Source organism: Flavobacterium chungbukense (genome assembly GCF_020805785.1).
GTDB lineage: Bacteria > Bacteroidota > Bacteroidia > Flavobacteriales > Flavobacteriaceae > Flavobacterium > Flavobacterium chungbukense.
Map to the genome: position 1 here is coordinate 506,144 of NZ_JAJGZV010000002.1, position 12,771 is coordinate 518,914.

General features: G+C 33.8%; 11 protein-coding genes. 5 read left to right on the forward strand and 6 right to left on the reverse strand.

From position 1 onward, the window contains the following. Nucleotides 1-445: 445 nt before the first annotated feature. The 5 genes from kdsA to LL966_RS07475 all read left to right on the forward strand — a co-directional run bounded on the left by kdsA (nucleotide 446) and on the right by LL966_RS07475 (nucleotide 3,808). A complete protein-coding gene (gene kdsA / locus LL966_RS07455; RefSeq protein WP_229351844.1) occupies nucleotides 446-1,264 on the forward strand; it encodes a 3-deoxy-8-phosphooctulonate synthase in 819 nt (272 codons plus the stop codon). A gap of 20 nt (nucleotides 1,265-1,284) precedes the next feature. Further along, entirely contained in the window at nucleotides 1,285-2,190 is a 906-nt protein-coding gene (locus LL966_RS07460; RefSeq protein WP_229351848.1) for a hypothetical protein, read from the forward strand. 101 nt (nucleotides 2,191-2,291) lie between these two features. After that, entirely contained in the window at nucleotides 2,292-2,966 is a 675-nt protein-coding gene (locus tag LL966_RS07465) for a YiiX family permuted papain-like enzyme (RefSeq protein WP_229351851.1), read from the forward strand. Nucleotides 2,967-3,048: 82 nt separating this feature from the next. Beyond that, entirely contained in the window at nucleotides 3,049-3,501 is a 453-nt protein-coding gene (locus LL966_RS07470; RefSeq protein ID WP_229351854.1) for a ubiquinone biosynthesis protein COQ4, read from the forward strand. A gap of 4 nt (nucleotides 3,502-3,505) precedes the next feature. Next, entirely contained in the window at nucleotides 3,506-3,808 is a 303-nt protein-coding gene (locus LL966_RS07475; protein WP_229351864.1) for a hypothetical protein, read from the forward strand. Between the two features lie 69 nt (nucleotides 3,809-3,877). On the opposite strand, the gene LL966_RS07480 is transcribed toward LL966_RS07475, so the two are convergent. The 6 genes from LL966_RS07480 to LL966_RS07505 all read right to left on the reverse strand — a co-directional run bounded on the left by LL966_RS07480 (nucleotide 3,878) and on the right by LL966_RS07505 (nucleotide 12,770). After that, nucleotides 3,878-5,269: a M20/M25/M40 family metallo-hydrolase gene (locus LL966_RS07480; protein WP_229351866.1), complete on the reverse strand. Its 1,392-nt coding sequence runs from the start codon at nucleotides 5,267-5,269 to the stop codon at nucleotides 3,878-3,880. Nucleotides 5,270-5,435: 166 nt separating this feature from the next. After that, on the reverse strand, nucleotides 5,436-7,358 hold the full coding sequence (locus LL966_RS07485; RefSeq protein WP_229351868.1) for a discoidin domain-containing protein: 1,923 nt from the start codon (nucleotides 7,356-7,358) through the stop codon (nucleotides 5,436-5,438). A 32-nt stretch (nucleotides 7,359-7,390) separates the two neighbouring features. Continuing rightward, a complete protein-coding gene (locus tag LL966_RS07490) occupies nucleotides 7,391-8,164 on the reverse strand; it encodes a glycerophosphodiester phosphodiesterase family protein (RefSeq protein WP_229351870.1) in 774 nt (257 codons plus the stop codon). Nucleotides 8,165-8,264: 100 nt separating this feature from the next. Beyond that, nucleotides 8,265-10,565 (reverse strand): beta-glucosidase BglX, encoded by a 2,301-nt coding sequence (bglX, locus tag LL966_RS07495; protein WP_229351872.1) that lies wholly within the window; start codon nucleotides 10,563-10,565, stop codon nucleotides 8,265-8,267. A gap of 92 nt (nucleotides 10,566-10,657) precedes the next feature. After that, on the reverse strand, nucleotides 10,658-11,371 hold the full coding sequence (locus tag LL966_RS07500) for a carboxylesterase family protein (protein ID WP_229351875.1): 714 nt from the start codon (nucleotides 11,369-11,371) through the stop codon (nucleotides 10,658-10,660). Between the two features lie 10 nt (nucleotides 11,372-11,381). Next, nucleotides 11,382-12,770, reverse strand: a complete 1,389-nt coding sequence (locus LL966_RS07505) for a glucoamylase family protein (protein ID WP_229351877.1) — start codon at nucleotides 12,768-12,770, stop codon at nucleotides 11,382-11,384. Nucleotide 12,771 lies beyond the last annotated feature (1 nt).

The following is a 12,771-nucleotide window of genomic DNA, read 5'->3' on the forward strand; positions in this document are numbered from 1 at the left end:
CTGTGTTTATTAGTAGAATGAGTCTTTATGAACTTATTACATCTATTTCTTTTAATCCTGAAAATTTTGTGAATCGTATTAGCCTTATAATTTTTATAAATATTTGCTTGAACATTTTATTTTGTATTGGACAAATTATTTTTTGGAGATTTTATATTAAATCAAAAAGAAGTTATAGAATCAATAAATTAACTTAATTTCTCATAATTCCACTAAACTCTAGCCCTGATAGCAGCGGAAATCATTTTTTGAGAAAACCTATTTTTTCTGGTCGTTGCAGAGCGACCAACGGAAGCTCCTGCAAGGATCTAGAAAAAAAGGATTACGATAAAAATATTGAAGCGGATAGCAGCCCCGATAGCTATCGGGGTTCATAAAATAATCTTAAATCTTAATCTGGTATTCATAAATCATAACTACCTTTGCACTGTCAAAAAATCATATTATGAACATACAACATATTCCTCAAATTAAGCATACTGACAGCGGGAATTTCTTTTTATTGGCGGGACCTTGTGCCATTGAAGGAGAAGAAATGGCGTTGCGTATTGCTGAAAAATTAGTTGGTATTACCGACAAACTTCAGATTCCTTATGTATTTAAAGGATCTTTCAAAAAAGCAAACCGTTCTAGAATTGATAGTTTTTCTGGAATTGGTGACGAAAAAGCATTAAAAATCTTAAGAAAAGTCTCAGAAACATTTCATGTTCCAACTGTAACAGATATCCACACAAATGAAGATGCTGATATGGCTGCACAATATGTAGACGTATTGCAAATTCCTGCTTTCCTAGTTCGCCAAACCGATCTTGTGGTTGCTGCGGCAAATACTGGAAAAGTAGTGAACTTGAAAAAAGGACAATTTATGAGTCCGGAGAGCATGAAACATGCTGTACAAAAAGTATTGGACTGTAATAATGAGAATGTTATGGTTACAGATCGTGGTACTATGTTTGGCTACCAAGATATGATTGTTGATTTTAGAGGAATTCCTACTATGCAGCAATATGCATCTACAGTTTTGGATGTAACGCACTCTTTGCAACAGCCAAATCAAACTGCTGGAGTTACCGGCGGAAGACCTGATATGATTGAAACAGTTGCAAAAGCTGGTATTGCGGTTGGTGTGGACGGTATTTTTATTGAAACACATTTTGATCCTGCTAATGCAAAAAGTGATGGTGCTAATATGCTGCATTTAGACTATTTTGAAGGTTTAATGAACAAGTTGGTTGCTATCAGAAAAACAGTTAACCCATTTTAATTTTATAATATTTAAGTTCTTTGAAAACAAAATTTTTATTTTTCCTACTGACATGTGTTTCGTTAAGCGCATTTGCTCAGGAAGAAATACCGGTACAGAAATACGCTGCTCACAATAAAGGAAAATTCTTTGTGATGTGGGGAGGTAACAGAGAAAGTTACTCTGATTCTGATGTAAATTTTAGAGGTAAAGATTACAACTTTACAGTAAATAACATGACCGCTCATGATAAGCCTAAAGGCTGGCATCTTGATTATGTCAATCCTGCAAAAATGACTATTCCTCAGACAAATTTAAGACTAGGATATTTCTTTAGCGATCACTATAGCGTGACAATTGGTGTTGACCACATGAAATATGTGATGACACAAAATCAAATTGCAAATGTTACAGGGAAGATTGATTTACCAGTAAATGATCCTGGATCGATTTATAATGGAGAATACAATAATACGCCTGTAGATATGTCTCAAGGTGGAGCTAAAGAAGGTGGTTATGACAATGGTGAAATTCCTGTAAATGGTCCTGCTTTTTTAATGTATGAGCATACTGATGGTTTGAACTACATTAATACTGAGGTTTCTAGATTTGATGATATCTCGAAATGGTTCAGTCTTCCAAATATTGATAAAGTGCAAATCAACTTAACAGAAGGTTTGGGTGCAGGAATTTTATACCCTAAAACCAACACTACTCTTTTAGGAAAAGAACGTCATGACGATTTTCACGTTTCTGGTTACGGTGTTTCTGCAAAAGCAGGTATTAACATTACATTTTTCAAGCATTTCTATATTCAAGGAGAGCTAAAAGGTGGTTATATCAACATGCAGGACATTAGAACTAGTGTTAGCAACGAAGATAAAGCTTCTCAAGACTTCTTCTTCTTTCAGCGTATTATTGCTGTTGGAGGAATATTTAGAATCTAATCTTTCAAAAAAACATATTTATAAAAATAGCTGTCATTTTATTTGGCAGCTATTTTTTTTATTATTTACTTTGTATCTCAAAGTACTTTAAATTATACTTTATGAAAAAGAAAAAGTTTTTATTTCCGCTCGTTACTTTTATAATAAGTTTTGCATGCGCGTTATTTGTAGCTATCAAAGTTTTTCCTAACAATCCATTTACGGGAACAAAACAAGAAATAGCAGTTGCAAGTAAATTTAAAGACGGTGATCTTATTTTTCAGACTTCAGAATCTCCGCAATGCGAAGCAGTTCGTATTGCAACAAATTCAAAGTTTTCTCATTGTGGAATTATTTACGACATAAACGGAAAGTGGTTTGTTTTTGAAGCGGTTCAGCCTGTAAAACTAACCCCTATTGAAGATTGGATTAGACATGGAAGAGATAATAAATATGTGGTTAAAAGACTAAAAAACGAAAAAGCTTTAAATCAGCAGATTTTAGAAAAAATGAAGGCATACAGCCAGCAGTTTGATGGCAAACAGTATGATGCTTATTTTGAATGGACAGACAATAGAATTTATTGTTCTGAATTGCTTTGGAAGATCTATAAGAATGCCGCTGGAATTAAGCTATCTGAACTGCGAGAATTGAAAGATTTCAATTTAAATGATCCAAGAGTTCAGAAAATATTGAAAGAACGTTATCGCAATGATATTCCGTTAGAAGAAAAGGTCGTTGCTCCTTCTGATCTTGCCGATTCTAATTTATTGAAAACCGTAATAGATACTTATTAAATCTTATAAAAGCTAGTGATAAAATTCTAGCTTTTTATTTATCTTTTTACTTTGAATCACAAAGAACTTTTAAAATAATTATATGAGAGATTTTTTAATTGAAAAACTGTACGAATGTTCTAAAAAGCCTTATCAAAAATATTTCAAGAAAAACGAGCCTTGGAATATTGATAAATCTAAGTTAGCAACTTATCCAAAAGAGAGTTTAGGATTTGGTTTAGGAAGTTTTCTGAGCAGCAATCATTTTGACATTCAAGAAAAGCTGGAAGATCATGATATCATTCATGTTTTAACTAATACAGGAGTTTCAGTTTACGAAGAAATCGGAATGCAGTATTTTTTATTCGGAAACGGAAAAAGAAGCTTGTATTTGTATATGGTTATCCTAACGGGAACTATCTTTTATCCGAAACGGATGAATTATTTTATAGCACAATATAAAAGAGGTAAAAGTGCGCATTCATTCCATTATTTAGATTTTTCAAAAATGCTACTTCTGCCTGTTCAAACTATTCAAGAAACTTTTAAAATTTAAAATCATGAAAACGATTCATAAACCTTTACAAGAAAAACAATCTATAGAATTAGCTATTGGAACATTTATTATTACGACAGTTTTATTTATGTTTTATATCATTTCAAATGAAAATGCTACTGTTTTGGTTATTGCGTGGCCGTTTGCATTGGCGGCAATACTAGTAAATATAATTATGTTCATTCATCTGGCAGATAGGTTTCTTCATTTACCACAACAAAGAAAAGAAATAGGTTTTAAAATTTTGATGCTGCTGTCTAATATCCCGATAACCTTTTTTTATTATTTGATGGTGATGAAATCTTAGTTTGAAATTGTATTCATAAAAAAAGCCACAAGTAAAAAACTTATGGCTTTTCAAATTTTATATAAAATCCTAATTTGCTTTTTTAATCTCGATTCCGTTTTGATCTAATAAATAGATTAATGAAGTCATGGTTGCCGCACCCAATTCTAGCTCTCTTTTATTGATAGCATCAAATGTATCGTTTGCAGCATGATGATAATCGAAATAACGCTGCGAATCTGGTTTTAATCCCGCTTTTACAATTGCCTGAGAAGTCAAATGGCTAATATCTGAACCTGCATGACCAATTGTAAAACTATGTACTAAATAAGGTTCGAAAAGATCTTTGTAAGCTTGAATTTTTTTCAGATTAACATCATCTGCTTCAATTGAAAATCCGCGTGGTGAAAATCCGCCTGAATCACTTTCTAATGCAAAAATGTGGTTTTCTTTCTTTTGTTTGGAAACTTCCTCGTATTTAGCACCGCCTTTTCCGCCATTTTCTTCATTCATAAACAAAACAACACGAATGGTATTTTTAGGTTTGTAATTTAAGTTTTTCAAAATTCTGATTACTTCCATACTTTGCACTACTCCTGCTCCATCATCATGAGAACCGTCTGCCAAATCCCAAGAATCTAAGTGACCTCCAACTACCATAATATTTTCAGGAGTTACACTTCCTGTCAATTCTCCAATTACGTTATAAGACAAAGCGTCTGGCAGAGTTTCGCAAGACTGTTTGAAATAGAATTTCAATGCAGGATTTACTTTTAATGATTTACTCAACAATTCAGCACCATTTGTACTGATCGCTGCCGTCGGAATATATTGTTCTTTTGGAAGATCGCCATAACTTTGAGCACCAGTATGAGGAAAATCGTCTAAACGCAAATTCATAGAACGAACAATTGTTCCTACTGCTCCCAATTTTGCTGCTTCTTTTGCTCCTGCATATCTTTGGTCTACACAGGCTCCATAAGACATAAATGTCTCAATATTCTCAGGATTCATTGGTCTGTTATAAAACACAATTTTTCCTTTTACTTTATCAGCACCTAATTCTGCTAATTCTTTAATTCCTTGAACTTCGATAATTTCTGCTGTAATTCCTGTTTTTGGAGTTGCTACAGAACCTCCTAATGCGCAAATCGGAACATTAGTTTTTGTTTTTCCATCTAAAATATAAGCCGTTTCTTTTTGTCCACGAACCCAATGAGGCACCATAACTTCCTGTAAATACACTTTATCAAGTCCTAAACTTTCTAATTGTCTTTTAGTGTAATCAACAGCTAATTCTGCTCCTTTAGATCCAGACAAACGAGCGCCGATATCGTTTGACAAATATTCTAACCATGTGTAGCATTTCGCTTCGGTTAAAGCTTTTTTATAAAATAATTTAATGTTTTTTTCATCGTTTGATTGGGCAAAAGATGTCAATCCGTTTAAAACTAAAGCAGTTAAAAGAATCGTTTTTTTCATAGTTTTTCTAGTAATTTTGGAGTTTATTATGCTTTTGGCATAAGCACAAAGGAACAAAATTTCGGACAGTTGGAACGCTTTTTCTTCAACCTTTTCTCAAAAAAAAGCTCCAATTACAAATTCTTCAATTTGCAATCGGAGCTTTTACAGATTCATCAAATAAAAATTATTTTACTTCGATAATCTTATTTTTTGTTCCAATACCATTTTCATTAAAAGGCTCGATAGTGAAATAATATTTTGTTCCTTTATCTAAACCTCTAAAATCATAACTATTATCGCCATAAACCATAATGCTGTTGTATAATTTATCTGGAGTAATTCCGTAATAAATATTATAACCTATAGCATCATTTTGTTTTTTCCAAGAAATCATTGCATTTCTTGAATCGGCTTTATTTCTATCAACTTTAAAAGAAGCAACAGCTTTTGGTTTTGCCGCCAATCCATTTCCGAAAACTCTGAAATCTGAAATAGCAAATAAACCAGATGCGTTATGAATGTTTTCCATTTTGATGTAACGCGCTTTAATTGATTTTGTAAGCTCGACATAATCGTGAGGTGCATCTTTATCATTTTTAGATTTATCAACAACCAAAGTCCAATTTACAGCATCATCAGACATAAATATTTTATACTGATAATAAATATCCATTGCTTTATTGTACTGCGTTGCTTTATGATCTGCGTAGTTAATCTGTAAAGCTTTTATTTCCATTGGTCTTCCTAAATCCATTTGAAGCCATTCGCCAGGATTACTCGTTTTAGCCGACCAATACGTTTGAATATTTTCATCCGTTAGATTTTCAGGTCCATAACAGAATTTCTCATAGACCTTTTTACCGCCATTATCCATTCTATGGGTTTCTACTTCCATACATTCTTCAGAAGAAGAAACTTTTACAGGTTTTTTATACGAAAGTAACATCCATCCAGATGAAGCACCTTTTGTCTGATCACGCTCACTTGTTGGCAATACAATTGGGAAATCGCCATAAGACGTAATCGAATACATTACATCATCCTTATCAAATCCGGCAGGGAACATATCGATACGACGTTCAAAACGGTCTTTAATAGAAATTTTACACGTTCCTGTATTCCAATAATTTCCGTAATTATCGGCAAAAGTATTTCCGTGTCCCGCTCCAATTACAAATCCACCTGGTTTATAAGACATCGGATTGTGTTTTTGATACGTAAATGGCCCTAACGGATTATCTCCTACATGAACACCATTTGCATAACCTTTAAACTCGGTTGCAGGCGCACCATATTGCATGTAGTATTTTCCGTTGTGCTTCGTCATCCAAGCTCCTTCAATAAAATTTCCCCAAGGTGCAGGTTCCATATCGTTGTTTGGTCCAAAACGTTCCCATCCATGAGCAGAAGGATCTAAAATTGCCACTTCCTTAACTTGTCCGTAAACTTTTTGAATATCTTCAACTTCAGTAGCTTTATACAATTCAGCATAATCAGCTTGATTTCCTTTTGGAAGCCAAGTATTATAGTCTACTTCTACTCCAACAAGCGGTAATTTTCCGCTTGATCCGTAGTACATGTATACTTTTTTATCATCATCTTGAAAAATTGCCGGATCCCAAGTTGGAAGCATTGCTTTGTCTACGTGACGTGTCCATCTTCCTGATTTTGGATCAGCCGTTTTCCAGATTGGATGATCTCTCTTCCAAGTTGAACCTACATAAAATAAAGTATCATTTACCACCCAGGCAGCTGGTGCGCATTGATCGTCGTCGCCAGGCTGTCTCTGGAAACTTCCGTAAACAAAATTCCAGTCAGACATATCTTTACTCCAAAAGAAACCCGCTTGGTTTGTCGCAAATAAATAATATTCGCCTTTGTATGTAATGATTACAGGATCTGCACTCGAACGGCGAGAATATGGAATTCCATTATGATTATAAGTTGTATAGTTGTAACCAATATTTATTGGATTACAATATGTTGTTGCAGGTTTATTAGGATCAAACCATTCTGTTTTGCCTAATTTTTGTGCCGATAGATTTTGATTGAAAAACATTATTATCAAAAAAATTGGCAGCGTTAAATGCTTATAAATTTTTTCCATGGTTAGATTTTAAGTTTATAAAGTCAAAAAGATTATTTTTTGGCCTGTAATCTTTCCTTTAAAAGTTCGGGTTCATTTGTTGTGATATAATCGAATTTATGATCAATAATCCAATCCATATCCTTTGCTTCATTTACGGTCCAAGCATTTAGGATAATTTTATTATCCTTGGCTTCTTTTATCCATTCTGGATGTTTTTGAAATACAGAATAGTGATAATCGACTCCTTTAATTTTATCAGCTTTCACCTCTTTTGGAGATTTATTTCCTTCTAAATATTGCAAAGAAGTTTTGGAATCAACTTTTCTGATTGCTTTTAAAATATCGTAATCAAAACTGATGTAACAAGTGTTTTTAGCTGCTTTCAATTTTTTGACAACTTCCACAGACATCAAAGCGGTTTTTTGTCCTCTTTCTTTACTTATTTCTGAAGGTTTTATTTCACAAACTAAAAGTGTCTGTTTATTGTTTTTAATTCCTTCTAAAATGTATTCATACAAGGTTGGAAGCTTTTCTCCATTTGATAATCTAAATTTTACTAAATCAACATAATTTGTTTCTTCAATAAGTAATTTGTTGTAATGTGCGTCATGATTGATTACTAACGAATCATCAGCCGTTCTCCAAACATCAAATTCTGAACCTGGCAATTTTAAATCAATTGCATGTCTTAAAGCTGCAATTGAATTTTCTGGTAGACTATTCTTTTTCCATGCGCCTCGATGCGCGACAATAGCATTCTTTTGAGCATGACAAGATGAGAAAGCAATAAGAAATACTAAACTCGATATTTTAAAAACATTCATAATAACGTAGTTAAATAATTACAAAAAAGGTTTTTGATTTTAAAAAAAAGCCCTTCGCTAACCAAACACGCGAAGGGCTAATTACTAATCAATAAACCAACTATTTAGTTAACTCAAAACTAACTTTCTTATCGGCATTTGAATTTCCTCCAACGAAAATATCAAACTGCCCTGGCTCTGCTACGAATTGTAAATCAGAGTTATAAAATTTTAAATCTTCAACAGTAATATCAAAACTTAGGGTTTGTTTTTCTCCTTTTTTAAGTGCAATTTTTTGGAAACCTTTTAATTCTCTAACTGGTCTTGTTACAGAACCAACTAAATCTCTAATGTATAATTGAACGGTTTCTTTTCCATCAAAATTTCCAGTATTCGTTACATCAACTGTTACTTTCAATTTTCCAGACGCATTCATTTTATCAGAAGAAATTTTCAAGTTTGAATAATCGAAAGTTGTGTAACTTAAACCAAATCCGAATGGGAATAATGGCTCGTTTCTTTCATCAATGTAGTTTGATCTGAATTTTTCGAATTTACCTTCAGTATTAGAAAGTGGTCTTCCTGTATTTTTGTGTGCGTAATAAATTGGTAATTGTCCAACGCTTCTTGGGAAAGTTGAAGTCAATTTTCCTGAAGGATTTACATCTCCAAATAAAACATCAGCAATAGCATAACCAGCTTCTGTACCAGCAAACCAAGCATTTAAAATAGCAGGAACCGTTTTTTCTTCGTCAGTAATTACTAATGGACGTCCGTCAAATAAAACTAGAACAACTGGTTTTCCTGTTTTTAATAAAGCGTTTAATAAATATTTTTGCGCTTGTGGAATTTCTAAATTCGTACGGCTGCTTGATTCACCGCTCATTTCTGCAGATTCTCCTAAAGCGGCAACAATTACATCTGACTGTTCAGCAACTTTTAAGGCTTCTGCCAATAAATCTTCTTTTGAACGGGCATCACGGTGTAAAGTTTTACCAAACATTGTAGCATTCGTTTCAAAAGTTTCATCGTAATCTAAATTACTTCCTTTTGCGTATAAAACTTTCGTTCCATTTCCAGCAACTTCTTTGATTCCTCTTAATAGAGAAACTGCATTTTCCATTTTTGTAGCCACACTCCAAGTTCCTGGCATGTTTTCTTTAGCATCAGCTAATGGACCGATCAAACCAATTGTACCTGATTTTTTAAGCGGTAATAATTGATTTTGGTTTTTTAATAAAACTAAAGATTGTGCCGCAATTTGACGCGCTTCTTTTCTGCTATCTGCTGTAAAGATTTCAGTTTTAGCTCTTTTCTCATCACAATATTTGTATGGATCTTGGAATAATCCTAAATCGTATTTTGCTTCTAAAATAAGTCTAACCGCGTTGTCAATTGTTTCGATAGAAACTCTTTTTTCATCTAATGATTTTTTCAAAGTTCCTAAGAAACCTTCTCCAACCATGTCCATTTCTACACCAGCATTTAGAGCTAAAGCAGAAACATCTTGAAGATTCCCCATTCCGTGTTCGATCATCTCAGGAATTCCAGTAAAATCTGTTACCACAAAACCTTTGAACCCCCATTGTTTTCTTAAAACATCTGTCATTAACCATTTGCTCCCAGTCGCTGGAACTCCATCAACTTCATTGAAAGAAGCCATAACCGAACCTACACCAGCATCAACTGCTGCTTTGTAAGGAGGAAAATAATCGTTAAACATTCTGATGTGACTCATATCAACTGTGTTGTAATCGCGTCCGCCTTCTGGAGCTCCATATAATGCGAAATGCTTAACACAAGCTAAGATTGAATTGTTTTTTGAAAGATCACGCTGCTGATAACCGTTAACCATTGCTTTTGCAATTTGGCTTCCTAAATAAGGATCTTCTCCAGAACCTTCAGAAACTCTTCCCCATCTTGGATCGCGAGAAATATCTACCATTGGAGAAAATGTCCAATTGATTCCGTCTGCACTTGCTTCTTTTGCAGCAATTTGTGCACTTCTTTCAATTAAAGCCATATCCCAAGTACAAGATAATCCTAATGGAATTGGGAATGTTGTTTCGTAACCGTGAATAACATCCATACCAAAAAGCAATGGAATTTTTAAACGGCTTTTTTCAACTGCAATCTTTTGTACTTCTTTAATTTTTTGAACTGACTTAATGTTGAACAAACCGCCCACTTTACCTTCAGCAATATTTTTTGCCACATTTGAGCTGTTTGCTTGCCCTGTGGTAATATCACCAGATGTCGGCAAGTTTAACTGACCCAATTTCTCGTCTAAAGTCATTTTTGACATTAATTCCGCCACAAATTCAGACTTTGGTTTAATTTTTACTGTATTTTTAGCTGGCTTTTTTTGAGCATATCCCAAAACAGCACATCCTAAAAAAAGTAAGACTAATTTGTTTTTCATGTGTATTTAATATTTGTTTTTAATCGGAACATGGAATCACTTTTCTTCGTTCAGTTTTTCATTTGAATCAAAGTGATTTCATTCTATTCTATTTATTTGTTTGTATTCTTTTTTTTCTGCTGAAACATCCAGTCATAAATCTCTTGATTATCATATACTTTTGTCCAGCTATCATGATTTGCATCATCAAAAATGGTCAGCTTAACATCTTTTGCATTACACTTTTTCAATTCTTTATAAATCGTAATTGCATAATTTACATTTACCACATCGTCTAATAACCCGTGGAAAATTCTGGTTGGAATATTGGCTATTTCACAAGCGTGCTCTAACTGAATTAAATCTACAAAACCAGCGACAGGTACGTTTGCTGCAAATAGATCCGGATGTGAAAAAGCCAAATTCCACGAAGCCCAACCTCCTGAGCTCAAACCAGTAACATATATTCTTTCTGAATCAATTTTATTCTCTTTCTGAACTTTTTGAATCAACTGATAAATGGATTCTATATCCCAATTTTCATCTTCCTTACATTGCGGAGCTAGAACATACGCATCTAGTTGATGCGTTTTTAAATACTTAAAAGGTCCATGAATCTTTACCTTTTCAATATCAGTTCCTTTTTCCCCATCTCCCGAAATAAAAACTATTAATGGCTTTTTTTCTTTTGTGTTTGCCGGACGATGCAAAGCATAACCCAACTCGTACTTGGACATTATAACTGTATTAATTTTTCCGGTCGTTTCACTTTGGGCGAACCCAAAAACAGAAAATAATAAGACAAAAAGCGTGATTCTATATTTCATTTAAAGGCAATTAAATTCCGTATTTACCAGAAGTAAATCCAAGTTTTTTCAAACCTTGTTTTGTATCTGAAGCATTCATAAACAGTTTCCACAATAAACCTGTTCTGTAATTTTCAATCATAGGAGCGATAGTTCCTTGATCAATAGCCAAATAACGAGCAGTTACCCAATTATACTGCGGAGAAAAAGCATCGTATGGCCCTGCAATTCCAACATATTTCGCCTTATTTTCATCATATAAATAATGTAAAAACTTCATTGATTCTACAGGTGTATATGGAAATGATGATAAAGCCGCAGTCGGCGAAATTACCCCGTTATCATTGTTTGGCTGATGAGCAGTATATCCAGTTGTTCCATCAGGATTACGTGTATAACTTGCTGTTAATCCCCAACATTTATCTGAATAATCTTTAAAACCTTTTGGATTAGCAACACTATACTGAACCATAATTTTAGCATGATTTTGTGTCAACTGCCAATAGTCTGCGTATTTATCTTTTAAGGTATTTGGATCCAATCCTAAATAAGAATAATGCGACCAAAACATTGGTCCAACATTTCCAACTGCTCCGTTATAACTCAAAACAACTGGAATTCCATATTGAACGCCTCCATTTACTATTGCTCCACTTCTTGCCCAAGCTTGGTGATATGCTTCTGCAGAAATCGGATGTGTTGGTGATGAAGCTGCCATTACGTAAGTAATCAAGCATTCATTATAACCTTCAAGTTTGAAGTTCATATCCCAACCATAATTTGGTGACCAGTGCCAATACAATGCGTTTTCTCCTCTTGTGTACCAATCCCATTCTACGCCTTTCCAAAGTTCATCAGCTTTAGCAGCTAATTCTTTTTCAGTCGTACTTCCATTTTTAAAATATTCTCTGATTGTGATTAAAGCTTGACAAACAAAAGACGTTTCTACTAAATCTCCACCATTATCTTTTGTTCCAAATGGTATTACTTTTCCAGAAGTATTGTCCATCCAATGTGACCATGCACCATGAAATCTATCTGCTTTCTCTAGGAAATTTAATGCTGTAGTAAGTCTAGAAACAGCTTCAGCTCTTGGCACAAAACCTCTTTCTACACCTACAATTATACTCATTAATCCAAATGCAGAACCTCCAGTTGTGATAATATTTGACTCAAAATTAGGATCTTCTGTAAGGTATCTTTCTCTTGCCAATTTTGAATTTGAATCAGCATATTCCCAAAAATATTTAATTGCATCTTTTTGAACCTGATCCATTGCTTCCGTATCCGTTAACGGTTTTGTCGGCGTTGTTGGATTTGTTGGTAAAGGTGTGCCTCCTGTATTTCCTCCTTCAGGTGAAGAAGAAGAACATGAACTTACAGCACTTAAAATCATTATAATATATAAACCTAACTTCATT